Source organism: Sinorhizobium sp. P24N7, assembly GCF_042436655.1.
Lineage (GTDB): Bacteria > Pseudomonadota > Alphaproteobacteria > Rhizobiales > Rhizobiaceae > Sinorhizobium > Sinorhizobium meliloti_A.
In genome coordinates this window covers 356,953-379,864 of the sequence record NZ_JBHMIW010000007.1, presented here as the reverse complement: position 1 = coordinate 379,864, position 22,912 = coordinate 356,953, and the positions used below count along the sequence as shown (strand labels likewise).

The 22,912-nt window shown below is 63.6% G+C and carries 17 protein-coding genes; 7 read left to right on the top strand and 10 right to left on the bottom strand.

The features are described 5' to 3' along the window. The first annotated feature begins 42 nt into the window (after positions 1-42). The 5 genes from ACFHWW_RS15200 to ACFHWW_RS15180 all read left to right on the top strand — a co-directional run bounded on the left by ACFHWW_RS15200 (position 43) and on the right by ACFHWW_RS15180 (position 4,325). Entirely contained in the window at positions 43-1,332 is a 1,290-nt protein-coding gene (locus tag ACFHWW_RS15200; RefSeq protein WP_379939012.1) for an Hsp70 family protein, read from the top strand. 72 nt (positions 1,333-1,404) lie between these two features. Continuing rightward, entirely contained in the window at positions 1,405-2,268 is an 864-nt protein-coding gene (locus ACFHWW_RS15195; protein ID WP_379939010.1) for a uracil-DNA glycosylase family protein, read from the top strand. Positions 2,269-2,406: 138 nt separating this feature from the next. Then, positions 2,407-2,583 (top strand): hypothetical protein, encoded by a 177-nt coding sequence (locus ACFHWW_RS15190; RefSeq protein WP_100672030.1) that lies wholly within the window; start codon positions 2,407-2,409, stop codon positions 2,581-2,583. 37 nt (positions 2,584-2,620) lie between these two features. Continuing rightward, the gene (locus tag ACFHWW_RS15185) at positions 2,621-2,776 is read left to right on the top strand and encodes a hypothetical protein (protein ID WP_379939008.1); all 156 of its coding nucleotides are present in this window, start codon (positions 2,621-2,623) and stop codon (positions 2,774-2,776) included. Between the two features lie 259 nt (positions 2,777-3,035). Next, entirely contained in the window at positions 3,036-4,325 is a 1,290-nt protein-coding gene (locus ACFHWW_RS15180; protein WP_275596568.1) for an MFS transporter, read from the top strand. Positions 4,326-4,334: 9 nt separating this feature from the next. On the opposite strand, the gene ACFHWW_RS15175 is transcribed toward ACFHWW_RS15180, so the two are convergent. Next, a complete protein-coding gene (locus ACFHWW_RS15175; RefSeq protein WP_018094566.1) occupies positions 4,335-5,273 on the bottom strand; it encodes a DMT family transporter in 939 nt (312 codons plus the stop codon). Positions 5,274-5,701: 428 nt separating this feature from the next. Between ACFHWW_RS15175 and pepN the strand changes: the two genes are divergently transcribed. Next, positions 5,702-8,356 (top strand): aminopeptidase N, encoded by a 2,655-nt coding sequence (gene pepN, locus ACFHWW_RS15170; protein ID WP_379939005.1) that lies wholly within the window; start codon positions 5,702-5,704, stop codon positions 8,354-8,356. A 324-nt stretch (positions 8,357-8,680) separates the two neighbouring features. Further along, positions 8,681-11,008: an ATP-binding protein gene (locus ACFHWW_RS15165; protein WP_198516714.1), complete on the top strand. Its 2,328-nt coding sequence runs from the start codon at positions 8,681-8,683 to the stop codon at positions 11,006-11,008. 10 nt (positions 11,009-11,018) lie between these two features. Here ACFHWW_RS15165 and ACFHWW_RS15160 read toward each other — a convergent pair whose 3' ends face one another. From ACFHWW_RS15160 to ACFHWW_RS15120, 9 genes are all read right to left on the bottom strand, one after another. Continuing rightward, a complete protein-coding gene (locus ACFHWW_RS15160) occupies positions 11,019-13,979 on the bottom strand; it encodes a bifunctional [glutamine synthetase] adenylyltransferase/[glutamine synthetase]-adenylyl-L-tyrosine phosphorylase (RefSeq protein ID WP_379939003.1) in 2,961 nt (986 codons plus the stop codon). A gap of 35 nt (positions 13,980-14,014) precedes the next feature. Next, complete coding sequence (locus ACFHWW_RS15155; RefSeq protein ID WP_379939001.1) at positions 14,015-15,412, bottom strand: sensor histidine kinase; 1,398 nt, start codon at positions 15,410-15,412, stop codon at positions 14,015-14,017. Further along, on the bottom strand, positions 15,409-16,110 hold the full coding sequence (locus tag ACFHWW_RS15150; RefSeq protein ID WP_018094561.1) for a response regulator transcription factor: 702 nt from the start codon (positions 16,108-16,110) through the stop codon (positions 15,409-15,411). Before ACFHWW_RS15150 ends, ACFHWW_RS15155 begins: the two co-directional genes overlap by 4 nt. Before the next feature lie 149 nt (positions 16,111-16,259). Next, positions 16,260-17,810 (bottom strand): Do family serine endopeptidase, encoded by a 1,551-nt coding sequence (locus ACFHWW_RS15145; protein ID WP_379938999.1) that lies wholly within the window; start codon positions 17,808-17,810, stop codon positions 16,260-16,262. Positions 17,811-18,080: 270 nt separating this feature from the next. After that, a complete protein-coding gene (locus ACFHWW_RS15140) occupies positions 18,081-18,536 on the bottom strand; it encodes a cytochrome c-type biogenesis protein (protein ID WP_100672259.1) in 456 nt (151 codons plus the stop codon). Then, entirely contained in the window at positions 18,536-20,518 is a 1,983-nt protein-coding gene (locus tag ACFHWW_RS15135) for a heme lyase CcmF/NrfE family subunit (protein WP_379938997.1), read from the bottom strand. Before ACFHWW_RS15135 ends, ACFHWW_RS15140 begins: the two co-directional genes overlap by 1 nt. Next, a complete protein-coding gene (gene ccmE / locus ACFHWW_RS15130; RefSeq protein WP_029958929.1) occupies positions 20,515-20,967 on the bottom strand; it encodes a cytochrome c maturation protein CcmE in 453 nt (150 codons plus the stop codon). The genes ACFHWW_RS15135 and ccmE overlap by 4 nt, the downstream gene beginning before the upstream one ends. After that, positions 20,964-22,109 (bottom strand): c-type cytochrome biogenesis protein CcmI, encoded by a 1,146-nt coding sequence (gene ccmI / locus ACFHWW_RS15125; RefSeq protein ID WP_324763104.1) that lies wholly within the window; start codon positions 22,107-22,109, stop codon positions 20,964-20,966. The genes ccmE and ccmI overlap by 4 nt, the downstream gene beginning before the upstream one ends. A gap of 171 nt (positions 22,110-22,280) precedes the next feature. Next, positions 22,281-22,727: a hypothetical protein gene (locus ACFHWW_RS15120; protein WP_100672020.1), complete on the bottom strand. Its 447-nt coding sequence runs from the start codon at positions 22,725-22,727 to the stop codon at positions 22,281-22,283. Positions 22,728-22,912: the final 185 nt, after the last annotated feature.

The window sequence follows — 22,912 nt, the reverse complement described above, 5'->3', positions numbered from 1 at the left end:
CCCCACCCCGCAAGCCGCATCACCGACAAGACGGAGACGATCATGGCGTTCGCCCTAGGCCTCGACTTCGGCACGACCAATTCGGTACTGGCTCAGGCCGAAGGCGCCTCGACGCGCTCCATCGTCGTGGAAAGCCCGGTCGGGAGATCGGACACGACGCGCACGGCGCTCTCTTTCCTGAAGGATGCCGGTCCCTCGCCCCTGAAAGTCGAAGCAGGACAGGCGGCAATCCGCGAATTCATCGACAATCCGGGCGAATGCCGCTTCCTCCAGTCGATCAAAACCTTTGCCGCGAGCGCGCTCTTCCAGGGCACGCTGATCTTCGGCAAGCGCTACGAGTTCGAGGACCTGATGCAGCGTTTCCTGACGCGGCTCAGGGACTATGCCGGCAGTAACTGGGAGCCCACCTTCAGGCGTGTCGTCATCGGCCGTCCCGTGCAGTTTGCGGGCGCCAATCCGAACGAGAAACTGGCCCTCGAACGCTACAATCGCGCGCTTACCCGCATGGGTTTTCCCGAAGTCCATTACGTGTACGAACCGGTCGCGGCCGCCTTCTATTTCGCGCGCAACCTCGATCGGGACGCGACGGTGCTCGTCGCCGACTTCGGCGGCGGCACTACCGACTACTCGATCATCCGGTTCGAGAGCCAGGCCGGTCGACTGACGGCAACGCCGATCGGACATTCCGGCGTCGGCATCGCGGGAGACCATTTCGACTTCCGGATTATCGACAACATCGTCTCGCCGCTCATCGGAAAGGGGAGTCTGTTCAAGAGCTTCGACAAGCTGCTTGAGGTGCCGTCGAGCTACTACGCGAATTTCGGCCGCTGGAACCAGCTTTCGATCTTCAAGACGTTGAGAGATTTCACCGAATTGAAAAAGCTGGTGCGCGCAAGCCTGGAGCCGGAAAAGCTGGAGTCCTTCGTGGAGCTCATCGAGCATGACGAAGGCTATCCACTCTATCAGGCGGTCTCGGCCACCAAGATGCGGCTCTCGCAGGCTGAGGAGACCGAATTCGCCTTTGCGCCGCTGGGCGAGCGCGCACGCCGTACCGTTCACCGGGAAGAGTTCGAAGCCTGGATTGCGCCTGACCTTGCCCGCATCGAGGAGGCGCTTGACGAGGTCCTTTCAACGTCTGCGACAACACCGGACGGGATCGACAAGGTGTTTCTGACCGGCGGGACATCCTTCGTGCCGGCGATTCGCCGTCTCTTCGAGAACCGCTTCGGCAAAGAGCGCATCGAGAGCGGCGGCGAGCTCCTGTCGATCGCCCATGGCCTGGCGCTTATCGGCGAGCGCGACGACATCGCGGCCTGGACAGCGGCGGCCTGAAGGCAGTCCCTGCCACCACAGATTTGAGGAACGTGCAGTGGACCACGCCCACCGATCTGTTACATTCGCCCCATGATCTCGGCCAACGACCTCTCCCGCTCCGAACTCGCTGCCCTTCTCGCCTTCCATGCGGAGGCGGGTGTCGAGTGGCTCCTCGAAGAAGAACCGGTCGATCGGCTCGCTGAATTCGAGGCAATGAGAATCAGGCGCGCGCAAAGCCGCGCCGTGCCGCAAACCAGCGCGACCGCAGTTGAACCGCAGCAGCCTGCTCCCCTTGCCGCCCCCTCGCGCGAGCGTCGCCCCGCGCCTCCGGCATCCCCTCCGGTGGTTGCGATACCGGACGAGCAGGCCATCAAGGAGGCGCAGTTCGTCGCCGATGCCGCGCGATCGCTGGGAGAGCTACGCACGGCCATGGAGGCCTTTGCCGGCTGCAACCTCAGGAACAGCGCCCGCAACCTCGTCTTTGCCGAAGGCAGTGCTGCTTCGGGTGTCATGATCATCGGTCCGATGCCCTATGCGGATGACGACCGCGACGGCCGCCCTTTTGCGGGGCGGCACGGCGAGATGCTCGAACGGATGCTGTCCGGCATCGGCCTCTCGCGCGAGGACGTGCTTCTTGCCAATGCCGTGCCCTGGCGGCCACCGGGAAACCGCGTTCCGAGCGCTCGCGAGGCGGATATCTGCCGGCCGTTCATCGAGCGTCAGATCGCGCTGGCCGAACCCAAGCAGTTGCTTCTGCTCGGCAACTTCACCGCCCGCTTCTTCTTCGGCGGCGAAACGATCCATCAACTGCGCGGCGAATGGCGGGAGCTCACCTTTGGCGGCACCGGCATTCCAACGCTCGCCACCTTGCATCCGCAGGACCTTGTCGCCGCTCCCGTCAACAAGCGCTTTGCCTGGCTGGACCTGCTGGCGTTCAAGTCGCGCCTCGGCTGATACAACTGCTCGATTTATGAACAAGGTGTGAAAAAAGCCATGCGATTTGCGCATGTCTGAGTGGCGTTTTAGCGCATTGCAAAACCCATGCTGCACCGCAATATAGCACGACGGGAGGAATGGATAAGGATTTGAACCATGACTGCCCGCTATCGCCCGATTCACAGCAGCTTCGAGACGCTCCGCTACGCCGGTGCCTCCTCGCGCGCGCCGTTCAACAGCTTCGGGTCGGCTGCCAACGAGCAGCTGACAGCAATCGGTCTCGCGCGGACGACCCGCCCGGCTCAGATCTTCGCCGAATTCATCCAGCGCTGAACGCCCTGCGCCGGAAAGACTGCAGGAGAGAACGATCATGTCCAAGCCGCTCGACGGCATTCGCGGTCTCGTCGACACGGTCTCCGACATTCGCACCGCCGTCCGCGCGTCTCGTGAGTACAGCCGCCTGAGCATCGCCAGCGACGGGTTCCGCGCCGATCACGGCGCGGCGAGCCAGTTGCTGCCGAGATAGGGCACGTTTGGGTCCCGGATCGACCTGAACCAACGTGATCGATTCCAATTGGTGAAACGCGGATGCGGGCGGAAATCCGCACACACTTTCCTCATCACGCTCCAGCCTTTCCGGCTGCGCCATTTCGCCATTCCCTGTCGCAATCGACAGCGCCCCGGAACTTCGTTACAGCCACTCTCGATTCGTTTTGACGGAGTGACGAAGTTCATCGGCCGAGCCGAAACGAAGCCGCTCCTTAATCCCCTCTCCAGGAGCGCCGATGCTGGCGAACTTCGCATCCGTTTTCAGCCTGATGCTCTCGACCTTCCTGATGATGGTCGCATTCGGGCTGCAGAGCTATGTCATCCCTGTACGCTCCGTGGCGGAAAGCTGGTCGACCCTCACCATCTCGATCTTCGCGACCGGCTACACGCTGGGGTTCACCCTTTCCTGCATCGTCACGCCTAAATTCGTCCTGCGCGTCGGCCATGTCCGCGTCTTCACAGCCCTGATAACGCTCCTTTCCATCGCGATCCTGATGTGCGGGCTCGTCGTCGATTGGCGCGCCTGGATCGGCTTCCGTGCCGTGTCGGGCTTTGCGATTGCCGGAAGCTATCTCGTCATCGAGAGTTGGCTGAACGAGCGGGTGACGAACGACAATCGCGGCCTGCTCTTCTCGCTCTATCTCATCACCAGCATGGTCGGCACGATCGGCGGACAGTACCTGGTGCCGCTCGGCGATCCGAGCAACACCTCCCTGTTCATCCTATGCGGCGTGCTGTTCTCGCTCGCCCTGCTGCCGACCGCCCTTTCTTCCTCGCCGATGCCGGCCCCCCCGGCACGGGCAAATTTCGATATCCCCGCACTCTATCGCCGCTCGCCGGTCGCCGTCGTCGGCGGCTTTCTCGCCGGTGCGCTCTCGGGCGCGTGGCTCAATCTCGGCGGCGTCTTCACCCAGAAGATCGGCCTTTCGACCGGCGAGGGAGCGACACTACTCGCGTCGCTTCTGGCCGGCAGCGCGATCTCCCAGGTCCCGATCGGCCGCGCCTCGGACCGGATGGACCGGCGCATCGTCATGGTTGCCTGCGGCATCGCCGGCGTCGTGTCGTGCCTTGCCATGTCCGTTTCGATTGCGAGCAGTCCCCCGGTTCTCTATGCGCTCGCCGCCTGCATCGGCACGGTCCTCTTCCCGATCTACGCGCTGAACGTCGCGCATGCCAACGACCTTGCCCGCCCCGACGAATATGTGGAGATTTCATCCGGGCTGATGATCACCTACGGCCTCGGCACGATCTCCGGTCCGCTGATGGTCGGTCCGGTCATGGACCGGTTTGGCCCCGTCGCACTGTTCATCGCGCTTGCCGTGTATTTTGCACTCTACAGCGGCTATGCCGCATGGCGCATCCTTCAGCGCGAGCAGCATGACGGCCTCGTCGCGAAGACCGATTTTCAGGCGACCACGGTGCTGCCGACCCCCGGTCCCGACGTCACCGGTCCGCTCGCACAGCAGGACGCAGGCGAACTCATCGAGGACGATACCGTTCCTGCCTGGGAGCAACGCGCCGAGTAGCACATCCCTTTATCCCTGCGGCGTCACGTGCTTGCGCGCGCCCTTGCGCTCCAGTCCCAGCCGATGCTCCCGGTAGATGATGAAGATGCCCGCGCCGACGACGATCGCCGTCCCGGCAAGCATGGTCAAGGTCGGCACGTCGCCGAAGAGGAAGTAGCCGATGACTATGCCGAGCACGATCGACGTGTATTCGAAGGGAGCGATCGTCGACATATCGGCGTGGCGGTAGCTTTCCGTCAGCAGGATCTGCCCGACGCCGCCGCAAAAGCCGGCGATCGTCAGGAGAACGAAGGCCTGCCAGGAAAGCTCGGACCAGCCGAAAGGCAGCGTCGCGAGCGAGAACACCGCGGCCGAAAGGGAGAAGTAGAGGACGATGGTATGCGTGCGCTCCTTCTGCACGAGCTTGCGCACGAGCACCATCGCCGTTGCCCCGAGCGCTGCCGAAAGCAGTACGGCGACGGCACCCTTGGCCTCGGCCGACCCGAAGCCGCCTTCGTTGAACAGCGTAAGCCGCGGCCAGGAGATGATAAACACCCCGACGAGCCCGACAAACACCGCAGACCAGCGATAGAGCCGCACGATCTCGCCCAGAAAAATTGCCGCGAAAGCGACAGCGAGCAGCGGCATGGCATAGCCGATCGCAATCGCCTCCGGCAGCGGCAGATGGACGAGGCCGTAAAAGCCGCAACTCATGGCGAGAATGCCGACAAAGCCGCGCACCAGGTGTCCGGTGATATCAGTGGTCCTGAACGCATCCCGCAATGCGCCACGGCATGCCAGAAATCCAAGGATCGGCACCATCGCAAAAGCCGAGCGATAGAAGGTGATCTGGCCGGTGGGGATATCGTCGCCCGCAGCCTTGATGCAGGTCGACATGCACACGAAGACGACGACGGAGAGCACCTTGAGCACAATCCCCTTCATCGGGCTCACATCGTCCGCATCCATGAAACGCAACTTTTCAAACTGACATCGGCGAACCGGTCGGAAGGCCAACAGAAACGGGAGGACGCGGCGGCAAGGCCGCGAAAGGACCACGCCACCTTAGCCGTGCTTGCGCAGCATGTTGGATCAAATTTCGTGATGGAGCTGGTTTTTTCGTGATGAATTCGCCCGCATATGCAAAGCTTGTTGCCAAGAAAGATGGGTCTGCAGGTTATTTAGCAAGCCCGAAAAAATCGTCACGGATTTAGTTCTTGTTAGTGCCGCTCCGATAAACCTTCGGTCAATAAGAGGCGGGAGTGGCCCTGCGTTTTTGCTGCCGGATGTACTGTCGCCGGCACCACATTCGTGCGTAAATCTCGGATCTTGGCTTTTCACCATCACGAGCGCCCTCTACAAATCAAAAGAGCAAGAAGGCGTAAGCAGGACTGACCATGCGGACAAACACTGGCCAGATCGTTCATCTGGAAAACTACCGGCCGACCGATTTCGTACTCGAGAGGGTGGACCTGACTTTCGAACTCGACCCGAGGGAAACGAAGGTCGAGGCGCGCATGATCTTCCATCGCCGCGAAGGCGTCAGCCCCTCTGCACCGCTCGTTCTCGACGGCGACGAGCTCACCATGACCGGCCTGCTGCTCGACCAGGAAGCGATTCCCGGCACGCTCTATGAAGCGACGGACGACACGCTTACCATTCGTGGCCTGCCGGAAGCGGCGCCCTTCGAGATCACCGTCACGACGGCCTTGTCGCCTGAGACGAACACCAAGCTGATGGGCCTCTACCGCACGAGCGACGTCTATTGCACCCAGTGCGAAGCCGAAGGCTTCCGCCGCATCACCTACTTCCCGGATCGCCCCGACGTGCTGGCGGTCTATACCGTGAACATCATCGCGGACAAGGCTTCCGCACCGCTCCTGCTTTCGAACGGCAACTATCTCGGCGGCGCCGACATGGGCGACGGCCGTCATTTTGCCTCCTGGTTCGATCCGCATCCGAAGCCGAGCTACCTGTTCGCGCTCGTTGCCGGCGATCTGGGCGTCGTCGAGGGCACCTTCACCACCGCTTCCGGCCGCGACGTCGCGCTCAAGATCTATGTCGAGCACGGCAAGGAGCCGCGTGCCGCCTACGCCATGGAAGCGCTGAAGCGGTCGATGAAATGGGATGAGGAAGTCTTCGGCCGCGAATACGATCTCGACATCTTCATGATCGTTGCCGTTTCCGATTTCAACATGGGCGCCATGGAGAACAAGGGGCTCAACATCTTCAACGACAAATACGTGCTCGCCGATCCCGAGACGGCGACCGATGCGGACTATGCCAATATCGAGGCGATCATCGCCCACGAATATTTCCACAACTGGACCGGCAACCGCATCACCTGCCGCGACTGGTTTCAGCTCTGCCTGAAGGAAGGCCTGACCGTCTATCGCGACCACGAGTTTTCCGCCGACATGCGTTCGCGCGCCGTGAAGCGGATCGCCGAAGTGCGGCACTTGAAATCCGAGCAGTTCCCCGAGGATGCCGGCCCCCTCGCCCATCCGGTGCGCCCGACGCAATACCGCGAAATCAACAATTTCTACACGACGACGGTTTACGAGAAGGGATCCGAGGTCACGCGGATGATCGCGACGATCCTCGGCCGCGACCACTTCAAGAGGGGAATGGACCTCTACTTCGAGCGGCACGACGGCCAGGCGGTGACGATCGAGGATTTCGTTGCCTGCTTCGAGGCTGCGAGCGGCCGCGACCTCAAGCAGTTCTCGCTATGGTACCATCAGGCCGGAACGCCGCTCGTCACCGCTGCGGGCACCTATGACGCCTCCAGCCAGACATACACGCTATCGCTGGAGCAGACCGTTCCGCCGACGCCCGGGCAGAGCAGCAAGGCACCGATGCATATCCCGCTCCGCTTCGGATTGCTGCTTCCGGACGGAAGCGAGGCGAGGCCCTCGGCCGTCTCCGGCGCCGAGATCACCGGCGACGTACTGCACCTGACCGAGCGCAAACAGACGATCACCTTTTCCGGCATGCCATCCGAGCCGGTCCCCTCCTTCAATCGCGGCTTCTCCGCGCCCGTCAATCTGCACCTGGCGCAAAGCGCCGAGCACCGGGCGCTGATCGCACGCCACGAGACCGACCTCTTCGCACGCTGGCAGGCGCTGAACGCGATGGCCCTCGACAATCTCGTCAAGGCGGCAGCGGAAGCGCGTACCGGCCAGCCGGTTGCCTGTGACGATGCGCTCGTCGACGCCCTGCTTGTCGCAGCCGGCGACGACCGACTGGAGCCGGCGTTCCGATCGCAAGTGCTGTCCCTGCCGAGCGAAACCGACATAGGCCGCGAAATCGGCGGCAACAACGACCCGGATGCCATTCACGCCGGCCGCCAGGCTATTCTGGCCGCCATCGCCACTGCCGGCAAAGACACCTTTGCGCGACTGGTGAACGAAATGTCCCTGTCCGGCCCGTTCCGTCCCGATGCCGACAGCGCCGGGCGGCGGGCGCTGCGCAATTCCGGGCTCACCTACCTCGTCTATGCCGACGGAAAACCGGAGAAAGCCGCTGATGCGTTTCGGTCCGCCAACAACATGACCGACCTCAGCCAGGCGCTGACGCTTCTTGCGCATCGGTTTCCGGGCGCCGAAGAGACGGCGGACGCCCTGGCCGCGTTCAAGAAGCGCTTTGCCGACAACGCGCTGGTCATCGACAAGTGGTTCGCCATTCAGGCGACGATTCCCGGAGCATCGACGCTCGACCGCGTTCGGGCGCTGATGTCGGATCCTCTCTTCAATGCCAGCAATCCGAACCGCGTTCGCTCACTGGTCGGCACATTCGCCTTCGCGAATGCCACCGGCTTCAACCGCATCGACGGTGAAGGCTATCGTTTCCTTGCCCGGCAGATTCTGGACATCGATGCGCGCAACCCGCAACTTGCGGCGCGTATTCTGACGTCGATGCGCTCCTGGCGGTCGCTCGAAAAGATCCGGGCCGGCCACGCCCGCAGCGCGCTCGAGGATATCGCGCGCGCCTCCAATCTTTCCGCCGATGTCAGCGACATCGTCGACCGCATGCTCAAAGACAAGCACTGACCAGAGCACCGGCACACCGCCGAACACGACGGTTTCAGGTCGGATCGACCTGAAACCGTCGTGGATCTGGCCCGAAGTCGGCTCTGGCAGTCCGGCTATCATTTCCCAACGATGAAATATGGTTAACAAATCTTTACCGTTACCTCTGGACAAGGCGAATCGCCCTGTGATTCATTGAGTCAGATTCGGGCGAGCGGCGCGCCGAATCACTGAAACGCCCGCTTCCGGGAAACCGATAAAGACGGGACCGACGTTTCGGACTGAGAAGAATCAAGCGTTCCTTGCGGCATGGTCGCGTGCGGATCGCTTTTCGAGGACGACAAATTGGATAAGATGGCGGACGCGCGACGGGGAAGCGCAGCCGAAGGGCGGTTGCGACTCAAGTTTCCGGGCTTTTCGAGCCTCGAACGGGAGTTCATCGAGCAGGCAAAGATATTTGCCGAACCGGCCTCGCAGAAGCTCGCAATGGCCGAGCCGATGCTCAAGCGGTCCATCCCGGTCCTCATTATCGCTTTTCTTCTCATCGTGGCGATCTCACGGATGTCGGGCATCATGGACGAGCATGCCCGCATGGAAGCCTCCTCCCGCCGGACGGTCAGCCTCGCGGCCGCAGCGGCAGCCGGTGTTTTCCAGACCGGCGGATCGGAACTCTTCGCCGATGGCCGCCGCTGGGAGGTCGAACGCCGGCTCACCGAACTTCTGCCTGCCGAAATCCTGGACGCCGGAATTTTCCTGCTGACGGTCCGCAGAGACGGACGCGTCTTTGCCGGGACGCAGGATGGCGTCCATCTCATCGGGCGCACGCTCTCCGCAATCGCTCCCGAGGTCGCGACGCTGCAATATTACGGCGAGGGTGCCGGTGTGGTAAGAGCGTCGATCGACGGCATCGAGCATTTCATCGCTCTCCGGCAATTGCCGGATTCCGGCGGCGCGGTTCTGGCGGCAACGTCGATCGCCAGATTCGAAGCGGCCTGGCGTGACGAAATTTCACTCAACGTCACGCTGTTTGCCGGCGTTTCGGCAATCCTGATGGTCGTCCTCTATGCCTATTACATCCAGGCAAAGCGCGCCCGAGATGCCGATGCGGTCTTTGCCGAGTCGAACCTGCGCGTCGAAACGGCGCTCTCGCGTGGACGCTGCGGCCTCTGGGATTTCGATCTCGACAACCGGCGCCTCTTCTGGTCCCGCTCGATGTACGAGATGCTGGGAATGCCGGGCGACGCGAGCGTGCTTTCGTTCGGCGATGCCGCCCGTCTCATGCATGTCGAAGACCGGGGCATATACCGGGTCGCTCGGGCGATCGCGAAAGGCAACGAGCGCCAGATCGATCAGGTGTTCCGGATGCGCCATGCGGATGGCCACTATGTATGGCTTCGAGCGCGTGCCCAGGTGATCCGCACCGTGTCGGGCCGGACGCATCTGATCGGCATTGCGATGGACGTGACCGAGCAACACAGGCTTGCGCAGCGTTACGCCGAGGCCGATCAGCGCCTGGCGGACGCGATCGAGTGCACCTCGGAGGCCTTCGTGCTCTGGGACAAGCACGATCGCCTGGTGATGTGCAACACCCATTACCAGCAAGCCTGGCAGTTGCCCGACCACGTGCTGGTGCCCGGCACCGAACGCACGATCGTCCACGCTGCGGCGGCAAGGCCCGTTGTCGAAAGGCGCGTCGCCGATCCGGACCGGAGCAATCACTCGCAGACGAGCGAGGTTCAGCTTGCCGACGAACGCTGGCTGCAGATCAATGAGCGGCGCACGCGCGACGGCGGGCTCGTCTCGGTGGGTACGGACATCACGCTCCTCAAGCGGCATCAAGTTCGCCTGCGCGAATCGGAGCGGCGGCTGATGGCAACCATCGGCGATCTGTCCGCCTCCCGCGTAACGCTCGAGCAGCAGAAGGCCGAACTTTCCGTCGCCAACGCGAACTATCAGGCGGAGAAAGAGCGCGCCGAGGCCGCGAACCGGGCAAAGTCCGAATTCCTCGCCAACATGTCGCACGAGCTGCGCACCCCGCTGAACGCCATTCTCGGCTTCTCGGAAATCCTGCAGGACCAGATGTTCGGCCCCCTCGGCTCGGAGAAATACCACGAGTATTCGCGCGACATTTTCGAGAGCGGCAAGCATCTGCTCAACGTCATCAACGACATACTCGACATGTCGAAGATCGAGGCCGGCCATATGCGCATCACGCGCGAGCGGATCGATCTCGCGCCACTCATCGAGGAGACCCTTCGTTTCACGGCGATTCCGGCGGAGCGAAAGAACATCCGCGTGGTCCAGCAGATATCCTCCGGCCTGACGATGTTCGCCGACCGCCGGGCGATGAAGCAGGTCCTGCTCAATCTCCTCTCCAATGCGGTCAAGTTCACCAATGAAGGCGGCCGCATCTCCTTGCGGGCGCGCAAGGTGAGGGGCGCCGTCACGCTGACGATCGCCGATTCCGGCATCGGCATTCCCAAGGGCGCGTTGCAGAAGATCGGCCAGCCCTTCGAGCAGGTGCAGAGCCAATATGCCAAGAGCAAGGGCGGCTCCGGGCTCGGGCTCGCCATATCCCGTTCGCTGACGCGGCTTCACGGCGGGACGATGAAGATCCATTCGGCAGAGAATGTCGGCACCATCATATCGGTCAGGATTCCCGACCGCGGCTGACTACGTCCGCTTACGCTGCAGCGACGACCCCCTGGAAGATCCGGCGCACGGCCTTCGAGTAACGGCGAATGTCGGCTTCGAGATGCGTCAGATCCGGATAGTCTCCGGCACGGCAGACGAGATCCACGAGACCGGCCGGCGCTTCCTTCGGATCGAAGTCGCCATCGATGCAGAGGCGCACGAGCTGCGACAGCTCGGTGAAGAGTACGAGCGCTTCGGCGGCCGTATCGAGATCGTTCGCATTCATCATCCCGGCACCGAGCGCCTTCAGCGCCTCGAGCGTATGCGTGCCGGCAGGAGGGGACGTCACTCCCCTCGCCGGCGCGATCAGGGCGAGGTACTGGGCGATGAACTCGATGTCGACCAATCCGCCGGGAATGAGTTTGAAATCCCAGATGTCCTTCGGCGGCTTCTCCTTGTCGATCAGGCCGCGCATCTCCTCGACGTCCTTGCGGATCTTCGCGATGTCGCGCTTTTCAGTGAGTATCTCGGCAAAGATCGCCTCCGCTTCGCCGACGAGGCTCTCGTCGCCGCAGATGCAGCGCGCCCGCGTCAGCGCCAGATGCTCCCAGGTCCAGGCTTCCGTTCGCTGGTACTTGGCGAAGGCGGTTATGCGGGTGGCAACCGGCCCCTTGTTGCCGGAGGGTCGCAGCCTCATGTCCACGTCGTAGAGGATGCCCTCGGCGGTCGGGGCGGAAAGCGCGGCGATCAGCCGCTGCGTGACCCGCGTAAAATAACGCACCGGATCGAGCGGCTTGGCGCCGTCGGACTCGAGCACTTCGTCGTCGTAATCGTAGAGCAGGATGAGATCGATATCGGAGCCGGCGGTCAATTCGTGACTGCCGAGCTTGCCCATTCCGACGATTGCGACCCGCCCGCCGGGGAAACGTCCATGCGCCGACCGGACCTCCTCCAGAACCGCATCGAGCGCGGCGGCAATGATCAGATCGGCAAGGTCGGTGAGAGCGCGCCCCGCCTGAAGGCCGGTGATCGCGCCTGTGAGCAGCCGGATACCGATCAGGAAGCGCTGCTCGGCGGCGATGATGCGCAAGCGGTCCAGCACCTCCTCATAGTGCCGGCCTGCGCCGACGAAGGTCGCGATGCGCGGCGCCAGATAATCCCTTGTCGGCAGTTCGGCAAGCAGCCCCGGCTCCAGCATGCCGTCGAAGACATGCGGCTTGGCGGCGATGATGTCAGCCAGGCGCGGTGCCGACGACATGATATTGACGATCAGCGACAGGAGGCCGGGATTGTTGCCGAGCAGCGAGAAGAGCTGGATCCCCGCGGGCAGACCGGAGAGGAAGTGGTCAAAACGCAGAAACGCTTCGTCGGCCCGCCTGCTTTCGCCGAAGACGCGCAGGAGCTCCGGCGTCAGTTCCGTCAGCCGCTCGCGCGCCTCGACCGATTGCGTTGCCCGATAGCGCCCGTAGTGCCAGGTGCGAATGATATTCGCTATGTCGGACGGCCGCTGGAAACCGAGCTTCTTCAGCGTTTCGAGCGTATCCGGATCGTCCTGCTGACCGGTGAAGACCAGGTTTCCGGTTTCGGTGGATAGCTTCGCCTCCTGCTCGAAAAGCTGCGCATAGCGCCGCTCGACCGCGCGAAGCACGCGCGACAGCGCATTCGAAAAGGAAGCCGTATCCTCGAAGCCCAGCATATAGGCGATCCGCCTGAGCTCCGGCTCGGTTTCCGGAAGGAGGTGGGTTTGCTCGTCATGCACCATCTGGATGCGGTGCTCGACGTCGCGCAGGAACCAATAGGCATCGGTAAGCTCCTCGGCCGTCGCCGCGTCGATCCAGCCGCTCTCGGCGAGCATCCGCAGCATCGCTTCCGTTTCGCGCAGACGCAGCGCGGGCGTGCGGCCGCCGGCGATCAGCTGCTGGGTCTGAACGAAGAACTCGATCTCCCGGATGCCGCCGCGCCCGAGCTTGATGTTGTGTCCCTTCACGGCGATTTCTCCGTGCCCCTTATGGGCATGGATCTGCCGCTTGATCGAGTGAATGTCGGCAATTGCCGCATAGTCGAGGTACTTGCGGAAGACGAAGGGCGTCAGTTCCTTGAGGAAGCGTTCGCCTGCGTCCACATCGCCCGCGATCGGCCGCGCCTTGATGAAGGCGGCCCGTTCCCAGTTCTGCCCCCTGCTCTCGTAATAGAGCATTGCCGCCTCGACCGGGATGGCAAGCGGCGTGGAGCCCGGGTCTGGCCTGAGCCGCAGATCCGTGCGGAAGACATAGCCGTCGCCGGTTCTCTCCTGCAGGATGCGAATCAAGCGCCGCAACAGCCGGGCGAAGGTTTCCGGAGCATCGTCGCGATTGGTGATGATGCCCGACTGCGGATCGTAGAAGACGACAAGATCGATATCGGAAGAATAGTTGAGCTCGCCGGAGCCGAGCTTTCCCATTCCAAGCACGACGACGCCGGAGGCGGTAGACGGCGCGGAACTGTCCTCCAACACGAACTTGCCGCTTTCATGCGCGCCGAGCAGCAGATGATCGATCGCCGCCGAAACGGCCGCCTCTGCAAAATCGCTGAGCCACCGTGTCGTCTCACGGCCACCGAAAAGCCGCGAAAGGTCCGCAAGCGCGACGGCGAAGGCGACCTCGCGCTTCGCCCGTCTCAATCGCGTCATGATCTCGGCGTCCGGCAGCGCCGCCCCGGGCGCATCACCCCGCCAGGACACCCTTGCGGCCTCGATCCTGCGCTTCAAAAACGTCGGCAGCGCCTCGGATAGCAATGCTTCGAGGATCGCCGGGTGGCTACGCGCCGTATCCCGTAGGAATGGCGAAAGCGCGAAGGCGGCAACGAGAAAATCCTTGAGCGGCGCGTCCGAGGCAATGAGCTTGGCAATGCGTTCGCTACCCTTCGCCGCATCCTTGAGTACGGAAAGGGCGGCTTTGGCGTCCGCCTGGCTCGCCGGGCGAATCGCCACCACATCGATATCGGACAAAGACCGCTCGATCGCTTCCGCCATGCACAATCCCCCCTTCGGTTCCCGTCATGGGTTTATCAGGTCGCAACCGCCGGGAAAACCATGCGAACCGCCAGGCCCCGACCGTCCTCCTCCGTCGCCGACAGTTCCAGCGAGCCGCGGTGCATCTCCATGACGGCCTCGACGAGCGAGAGGCCGAGGCCCGTCCCCGGCTTCGACCGGCTTTCGTCCAGGCGAACGAAACGCTTGACGACCTCCCCGCGCATATTCTCCGGAACGCCGGGCCCGTAGTCGGCAACGGTCAACACGGCGTGACGAGCGCTCCTCTTCAATTCAACCCGTATCAGCGGATTTTCGGCACCTTCCGCGTATTTGATCGCATTGTCGATCAGGTTGCCAAGCGCTTGGCTGATCAGTTCGCGGTTGCCGGAGATCGCCGCCCCCGCCGCCGCCTCCGCTTCGATACGCATTTCCTTGTCTTCCGCCAGCGGCTCGTAGAGTTCGACGCAATCCGCCACGATCTGCGCCAGGTCGACCTCGTTCATCTCGGCGACGGCGGAGCCGGCTTCGACGCGGGAAATCATCAGAAGCGCGTTGAAGGTACGAATCAGCTGATCGGACTCGGCGATGATCTGTTCGAGCGCACCGCTCTGGTTGCCCTCTTCGGTATCGGCGAGCGCCGCCTCTGCCTTGTTGCGCAAGCGCGTCAGCGGTGTCTTGAGATCGTGCGCTATGTTGTCCGAGACCTGTTTCAGTCCTTCGTTCAGCTTTTCGATGCGCTCGAGCATCGCGTTCAGCGATTCGGAAAGACGGTCGAACTCGTCGCCGGAACCGCTCGTCGGCAAGCGTTGCGAGAGGTCGCCGGCCATGATCTTGGTGCTCGCCTCCGACATGCGGTCGATCCGGCGCAGGGCGTTGCGGCCGATGCCGAACCAGATCACCAGCGCACCGAGCCCCATGATGCCGAGCGCGACCATCAACGCCTGACGGACGAGCGCACGGAATTTTTCGGGTTCCTGCAGGTCGCGTCCGACGAGGACTCTCAACCCGTTGTCGAGCATCAGGACCTGGGCAAGGGCGACATGCCTGTCGGCGCGGCTCTCGTCGGTGAAGCGCCGGTAACGGAACGGCTCGGATTTCCATCCTTCGTCATCGAGCAGCCCCGGCTCCAGCGCGGCCACGTTTCCGGCGAGGATCTCTCCGTTCGGACCCGCAATGACGTAGAGATTGGCTCCCGGCTGACGTGCCCGGCGCTCGAGCGAGCGAAGCAGCCCGTTGATGCCGGCCCGGTCGTATACGCCGGCGATCTGCGCCACTTCGGCGGCGATCGCTTCCCGCGTCTGCTGCTGCAGGAGGCGCTCCGACATGCCGGTCACGTAGAAGACGAGGAAGGCCGCACACAGGGAGAAGAGGACCAGATAGAGCGCAGAGAGCCGGACTGCGGTCGTCCTGAACAGCACGCCTACCCTGCTCATGTGTCCGTGGTCCGGTCGTCCTTGATCATGTATCCGGCGCCCCGGATCGTCCGCAGCAGGGGAGGATCGAAATCCTTCTCGATCTTCGAGCGCAGGCGCGAGACGTGCACGTCGATCACATTGGTCTGGGGGTCGAAGTGGTAGTCCCACACGTTTTCGAGCAGCATGGTTCTTGTCACCACCTGCCCGGCATTTTTCATGAGGTATTCGAGCAGCCGGAATTCGCGCGGCTGCAAGGATATCTCCTTGCCCTGCCGCCGGACCGAATGGGACAGGCGGTCGAGTTCGAGATCGCCGACGCGATAGACCATGTCCTGCTCGGGTGCGCCCTTTCGGCGGCCGAGCACCTCGACACGCGCGAGGAGCTCGCTGAAGGCGTAGGGCTTCGGCAGGTAATCGTCGCCGCCGGCACGCAGACCGGTGACGCGGTCGTCCACCTGCCCGAGTGCGGAGAGAATGAGCACGGGCGTGTGGATGTCCTTGCGCCTGAGTTCGGTGATCAGCGAAAGACCGTCGCGGCGGGGAAGCATGCGGTCCACGACGAGAACGTCATAGGCATTCTCGCTCGCCATGAACAGGCCGGCCTCGCCGTCGCTCGCGTGATCGCAGACGATGCCTGCCTCACGGAATGCCTTGGCCAGATAGGCGGCCGCCTCCAGATCGTCTTCAACAATCAGAATCTTCATACGGGTGACCATAGTCCCGGACCTCCGTTCGTCTCAACCGGTTTCAGCCCGCTGCGGCTGACGGGATTTGAAACACCAAGCGCCGCGACATGTTTTCGATGTCGCGGCGCCTTCCAAGTCGGAGCGGGGTTCGGAAAGTCCGCGCCCCTTCCTGCGGCGTCTCAGCCCTGAGCGATGGGGAGTGCGACGAAGCGGCTGCCTTCCTGAGCCTCGATCTGGAACAGAGCCTTGGTCCGTCCATCCTTCTTGGCGTTGTTGATGACCTTGAGAACTTCGTCCGCCGATTTCACGTCCTGATTGTTGACGGAGACGATCTTCTCGCCCTCCTTCAGGCCGCGATCACTGGCGGCGGAGTCCGGATCGACGGACGTGATCGTGACGCCACTGTCGTCGTCCGACGGGGTTACCGTCAGGCCGAGGTCTGCCAGCGCCTCCTCGCCTGCCTGACCTTCATCGGGCTGCGCTTCGCTGGTCGCCGGCGTTTCCTTGGAATCGCTCGGCAGCGTGCCGATTTCGAGCTTGACCGTCTCCGACTTGCCGCTACGCCACAGCGTGACCTCGGCGGTGGAGCCGGGGCGCAATGCCGCGACCCGACGGGCAAGATCGCGCGGATCCTTGACCGGTTCGCCATTCAGGGCCGTCACGATGTCACCGTTCTTGATGCCCGCCTTTTCACCCGGCGAGCCTGCCTGAGGTTCGACGACGAGGGCGCCATTCGCTTCGGACAGGCCGAGCGACTCGGCGATGTCCTTCGTCACCGGCTGTATCTGGACACCCAGCCAGCCGCGCGAAACCGTGCCGTCCTTCATCAAGGAGTCGACGACGTCTTTCGCGACCGTTGCGGGAATCGCGAAGGCGATGCCGACATTGCCGCCGGAGGGCGAGAAGATGGCCGTGTTGATGCCGACCACTTCGCCTGCGAGGTTGAAGGTCGGGCCGCCGGAGTTGCCGCGGTTCACCGCTGCGTCGACCTGCAGATAGTCGTCATAGGGGCCGGAACCGATATCGCGTCCCCGGGCGGAGATGATGCCCGCGGTCACCGTGCCGCCGAGGCCGAAGGGATTGCCGACGGCGACCACCCAGTCGCCGACGCGGACCTTTTCGTCGTCGGCGAACTTGACATAGGTGAACTTGCGCTTGTCGTCGACCTTGAGCACGGCGAGATCGGTCCGGCTGTCCTTGCCGACGAGCTTGGCATCGAGCTCGGTACCGTCGTTCAATATGACGGTGAAGGCCGAGCCGTCGGAGACGACATGATTATTGGTGACGAGGTAACCGTCCTCGGTGATGAAGAAGCCGGACCCTTGTGCCCGCGGACGGAGACGACCCTCGCCGCGGGGGCCGCGACGGTCCCGCCAGCGATCCGCGCGGTCGTTGTCACCGGGACCGAATTCGCGGAAGAAGCGCCGCAGCGGATGGTCTTCGGGCAGATCCTCGAAGCCGCGGCCGCCGAAATCGAAGGTGAAGTTGCTTCCATCGTCGCTGACGCGCTCACGTGCCTGCACGCGGACGGAGACGACCGCCGGAGAAACGGCGTCGACGACGTTCGCGAAGCTCGGAACAGCCGGAGCGGGCACGCTGACGGCTTCGGCGAAGGACTTGGTAACCTCTGCCGGGAGGCCGGTGGTCAGCAGCACGGCCGCGACACCCGCAACCGTCGTTGTCTTCAGCACTGTCTTCAAGGAGGGCCGGGAATTTTTGATCGTGGACATTCGCTTTGCCTTCTCTCTTTCAGGAAGCCCGCCTGCAGGGGCAGGCGGCTTCGAAACCTTTCTCCGAGCCGGACCAAGGGCCTGATTGCCGGAGATCCGCTCGTCTGGCTGTCCCCTGGGGAAACAGCCTGTGTCGAAAGATGTAACGGGTTGGACCTTACTGAGTTCTGTCCGGCAGATGAATTTTTGGTAATGTTCCGCTCGGCCCGGCAAGCTGCCGGAGTCCCTGCGCCGGGTGGTGCGCCGCAAAGCCGGGAATCCCGCTCGAGATCAGGGCCGCAGGAGCTTGTCCAGCGCTTCCTTTTCCTCGGCGGAAAGGGGGGCGCCGGGAATCCTCGCGGCGCGGCGCCGCCCCGCCAGGACGAGGGTGACGATGCCGGCCACGAGAAGGATGGCGGGCATGCCCCACAGCACGAGCGTCTTGGCCTCGAAGCGAGGTTTCAAAAGAACGAATTCGCCATAGCGCGAGACGACGTAGGAGATCACAGCCTCGTCCGTATCGCCGTTCTTCAGCCGCTCGCGCACGAGCAGCCGCAGATCCTTGGCGAGTTCGGCATTGGAGTCGTCGATCGACTGGTTCTGGCAGACCATGCAGCGAAGCTGGGCGGAAATCGCACGGGCACGCGCCTCTAGCCCCGGATCTGCGAGCACCTCGTCAGGATTGACGGCAAGGCTCGGAACGACCGAGGCAAGGAGAAGGAAGAGCGCGAGCAGCAGCCGCCTGATCATTCCGCAGCTCCCATCGCCAGCGCCTTTCTGGCACGCGCCGGTGCGCCCACGCGAAGGCGCCGATCACTGAGCGAGACGATGCCGCCAGCCATCATCACGAGCGCGCCGCCCCAGATGCAGAGAATCAGCGGTTTCCACCAGATGCGGACGACGATGCCGCCATCCGCCATGTCGTCGCCCAGCGAAACATAGAGCTGACTGAGGCCGAAGGTCCGGATTCCGGCTTCCGTCGTCGGCATGCGGCGCGCGGAATAGAGCCGCTTCGACGACCAGATATCGGTAACCGCGACCCCGCCTCGGCTGATGGTGAAGTGGCCGGCCTCCTCGGTATAGTTCGGCCCGCGCCCTTCACGCATGCCGTCGAAGCGCAGGCTGTAGCGCCCGACGTCGACCACCGCGCCGGGCTTCATCTCGACGACCGTTTCCGTTTCGAAAGCCGTGACCGTGACTATCCCGATAAGGGTGATTCCGAGCCCGATATGGGCGAGCGCCGTGCCGAAAGCCGATCGCGGCAGTCCCGAAAGCCGTCTCCAGGCGACGCCCGCCGCCACTTTGCCGAGACCGGAGCGCAGAACCAGATCGGCAAGCGCTCCCAGGATCAGGTACACGCCGAGGCCGAGGCCGAAGGGTGCCAGGACCGGGCCGCCGTGCAGCGCGTAATAGCAGATCGCGGCAGCGAGCAGGCCCAGGGCGGCAGCCGCAAACAGACGTTGCGCCGCACCGGCAAGGTCGCCGCGCTTCCAGGCAAGCAGCGGACCGAAGGGAACGACGGCGATGAGCGGCAGCATCAGCAGACCGAAGGTCATGTTGAAGAACGGCGCGCCGACCGAAATCTTGTCGCCGGTGAGCGCTTCGAGTACCAGCGGATACAGCGTGCCGGTCAGCACCGTCGCCGTGGCCGTCGTCAGGATCAGGTTGTTCACGACGAGCGCACCCTCGCGCGAAACCGGCGCGAATATTCCGCCGGCCTTGAGATGGGAGGCACGGAAGGCAAAGAGCGAAAACGCACCGCCGATGAAGACGACCAGAATGGCGAGAATGAAGACGCCGCGGGTCGGGTCGGTGGCGAAGGCATGGACGGATGTCAGCACGCCGGAGCGCACCAGGAACGTGCCGAGCAGCGACAGCGAAAAGGTCATGATCGCCAGCAGCACGGTCCAGATCTTCAGCGCCTCTCGCTTCTCCATGACCAGGGCCGAGTGCAGAAGTGCCGTTCCGGCAAGCCAAGGCATGAAAGAGGCGTTTTCGACCGGGTCCCAGAACCACCAGCCGCCCCAGCCCAGCTCGTAATAGGCCCAATAGGAGCCCATGGCGATGCCGGCGGTAAGAAAGGTCCAGGCGGCGAGTGTCCACGGCCGCACCCATCGCGCCCAGGCCGCGTCGATCCGCCCCTCGATGAGGGCGGCGACCGCGAAGGAGAAGCATACGGAAAAGCCGACATAGCCGAGATAAAGCAAGGGCGGGTGGATCGCGAGCCCGATATCCTGCAGCACGGGGTTGAGGTCGCTGCCCTCGCCCGGTGCCGGCACGAGCCGCGCGAAGGGATTGGAGGTCAGCAGGACGAAGAGCGCGAAGGCCGTCGCGATCCAGGCCTGCACCGCAAGCACGTTCGCCTTCAACGTCTCCGGCAGGTTGCGGCCGAAGAGCGCCACCATCGCGGAAAAGAAGACGAGAATCAGCAGCCAGAGAAGCATCGAGCCTTCATGGTTTCCCCAGACCCCGGTGATCTTGTAGATCAGCGGCTTGAGGGAATGCGAGTTCTCCCAGACGTTCTTGACCGAGAAATCCGATGTCACATAGGCGAATGTCAGCACCGCGAAGGAGAATGCCACCAGCAGGAAGCAGACGAGCGCCGCGTTTGCTGCCAGGCCCATCAAGGAAGGGTCGCCGCGCCGCACTCCCAGGACCGGCAAGACCCCCTGGATGATTGCGGTCGCGAGCGCCAGGACCAGTGCATAGTGCCCGAGTTCGATGATCATCGGATGTTTTCCTCCCCGCCGAGCGTGACACCCTGCGCTTTGAGGCGGTCGGCGACATCCTTCGGCATGTATGTCTCATCATGCTTTGCGAGGACGGTGTCCGCAACGAAAACCGGGCTGCCTCCGACGAAGGCTCCCTCGGCCACCACGCCCTGGCCCTCGCGGAAGAGGTCAGGCAGGATGCCCGTATAGGTCACCGGAACGGTCGCAAGCGTATCCGTCACCGTGAATGTGATAGTCCTTCCCTCGCCGCGCTTTACGGAGCCCGCCTCGACAAGTCCGCCGAGGCGGATGCGCGTCCCCGGCGCGACGCCGGCCTTCGCAAGATCGCCCGGAACGTAGAAATAGGCGACCGCCTGGCTGAAGGCGAACATGACGAGCAGCACCGCGGCCGTGAGAAATGCCACGCCGCCGCCGATTATCGCCAACCTTTTCTGCTTGCGTGTCATTCAGCCTCTCCGCCCGCGTCGATCCCCAGTTCCCGGGCCAAGGCCAGCAACTGCTTTCCCTGCTCGCCCGTTTCCGGGAAGGCCCTCAGCCCGTCATGCAACGCAATTTTCGCCCTGTCCCTTTGGTCGAGCACCACATAGGAACGGATCAGGCGCATCCACCCCTCCAGATTGGCCGGATCCTCTTTCAGGCGGCTTGCCAGGCTGTCGACCATGCCGCGGATCATCGCCTGCCGGTCGCCGGCATTCATTTCTTCTGCGGCGGCGATATCGCCGGGAGCCGGATTTCCGGGCGCGGCAGGGCCTGGACCAGCCGGAGCGGCGGCGAGCTCCGCGATATGCTGGTTCACCAGAGACAGCCAGGGCGCATCGGCCGGTGAGCTCTCTGCGAGCTTGCGGAAGGCTGCGAGCGCTTCGGTGTGCTTGCCCTCCTGCTTCAGGCCGAGCGCGAGGTAGAATGCGGAGCGCGGATCGTCGGGGTCGAGCGCCAGCGCCTTTTGCAGCGCGTTCTGCGCCTCGGATGTGACCAGGCCGCCGGCCTGCGCCACGAGAGCCTCGGCGTAGCCGCCCATTCTTGCCGGGGTTGGCCCGAGCAGGCGGATCGCGCGGTCGTAGGCGGCGACGGCGTCATCCACGCGGCCGTGGCGCATGTAGATCGGCGCCAGCAGGTCCCAGCCGGCGCCGTCCTGCGGATTGAGAGCCAGGTGGTTTTCGGCCTTCGCGATCAGGATGTTGACGTCGTCGCCGGGATCGGCAAGGCGAGCCGCGAGCGGCTGCGCCGGCACACCGGGGCTGCCGGTCGTCAAATAGAGACAAAGGCCGACGGCCGGAAGACAGAGGAAAATGAAAGCCTGCGCCAGGCGGTTGGATAGAAGCCGCTTCGGCGTGCGCTCCGCCACAGCCTGATCCGCGGCACTGGCGGCCAGCATGCGGCGGGCGATCTCGGCCCTGGCCAGCTCGGCCTCCTCGCTTCCGATCAGACCGGCCTCCCGGTCCCGCGCCAACTCGCCGAGCTGATCGCGATAGACTTCGATGTCGTGACTATGGCGAGACGGCAGCGGCTCTGCCGCCCGCATGAGCGGCAGAAGAAGCACGGCTGCGACAGCCGCCGTCAGAATGGCGACGAGGATCCAGAACAACATGCTTGGGGAATACTATGAGGGCCATGTCATTCCAACTCGAAAACCGGCAATGACGTATATTTGAGGCGTTTCGCCGCAAGAATGCCGCCGCGCAAGGAGAATCCGCTCGCCCAAAGCAGCCCCCGCGATTCAACGCCTTCCACGGTTCGCGATATTCGAGGGCGGTGCCGCTCAGGTGAGCGGCGTCCAGCTTCCATCGCTGTTGCGACAGGCGGCGCCGCGTGCCGTGGTCTGTTGGCTCTTGACGGTCACCGTATGGCTGTACTGACGGCAATTCTGCGACCCGACCTGATAGGGTGCGGCAGCGACGACCGAGCCGCTGACGCCCCGCCCTTGCCAGGCGACGGGCTGCCCGCCCGGCGCGGCTTCGAGGGCGCGATACTCGGCCTCGAGCGCCCGCTGCCGATCCGACTTGCCGAGCTCGACGCCGCCAAGACGCGAAACGACGCCACCCTGCAGGGCCTCGATATAGGTGGCTGACGATGCAACGCGGGTGGACGCTGCTCCGAGCCCGGCAACCGCCCCACCCTGACCGGACGAGGTCGTGCCACAGCCGGCGAGGGCTACACCCGAAGCCACCACCGCTATCCTGCCGCGTGACGCGAAAGCTCGCGTCATTTCTGCGTAATTCCTCATGATACGCGCTACTCATTCCTCTTGCCGGTCGCCAGTCGCGCCTCGGGAATATCCATCGAAACGGCTGGCTTCGGTCGAGTTCTTTTTGCACCACCTGCGGGTGGAGGCAACCGCCTGCCGTCAGCGCCGGCATTTTCAGGTCCGGGTGTGACCGCCGGATCACGATC